Here is a 430-nt window from a genome sequence, read left to right on the forward strand (position 1 = left end):
TCACTTAAAAATACATTGATACAATCACAACCCTGATTCACCTACTCCACACCCATCTCTAAGTGTGTTTCAGATGAATCTCTTTACTACTTCTTCCTGATTGTTAAAGAACGACAGCCGATATTTCGCAGTGATGCGTCATACCGCTCTGACTGGCTCAATCGCCAATGCACAATGTTCGGCGTACTAATCGAACACTAGGCGTTAGGGACTGGCCGAGGCAGACGGGGATCGAGCCGACTGAGCTACAGACCCCTGAGTCTGTCTTTCTTACAGCCGACAAGTGTGAGCGCTTAAAACGCAGTGAGCGATGAGCTCTGGAAAGGAGGTGATCCAGCCGCACCTTCCGATACGGCTACCTTGTTACGACTTCACCCCAGTCATGAATCCTGCCGTGGTGACCGTCCTCCTTGCGGTTAGACTAGCCACT

1 rRNA gene is annotated in these 430 nt (G+C 50.2%); it reads right to left on the reverse strand.

The features are described from left to right. Window positions 1-321: 321 nt before the first annotated feature. A 16S ribosomal RNA gene (locus AB4Y35_RS42120) occupies window positions 322-430 on the reverse strand; the annotation flags it as partial.

This window comes from Paraburkholderia sp. EG286A (assembly GCF_040965375.1).
GTDB lineage: Bacteria > Pseudomonadota > Gammaproteobacteria > Burkholderiales > Burkholderiaceae > Paraburkholderia.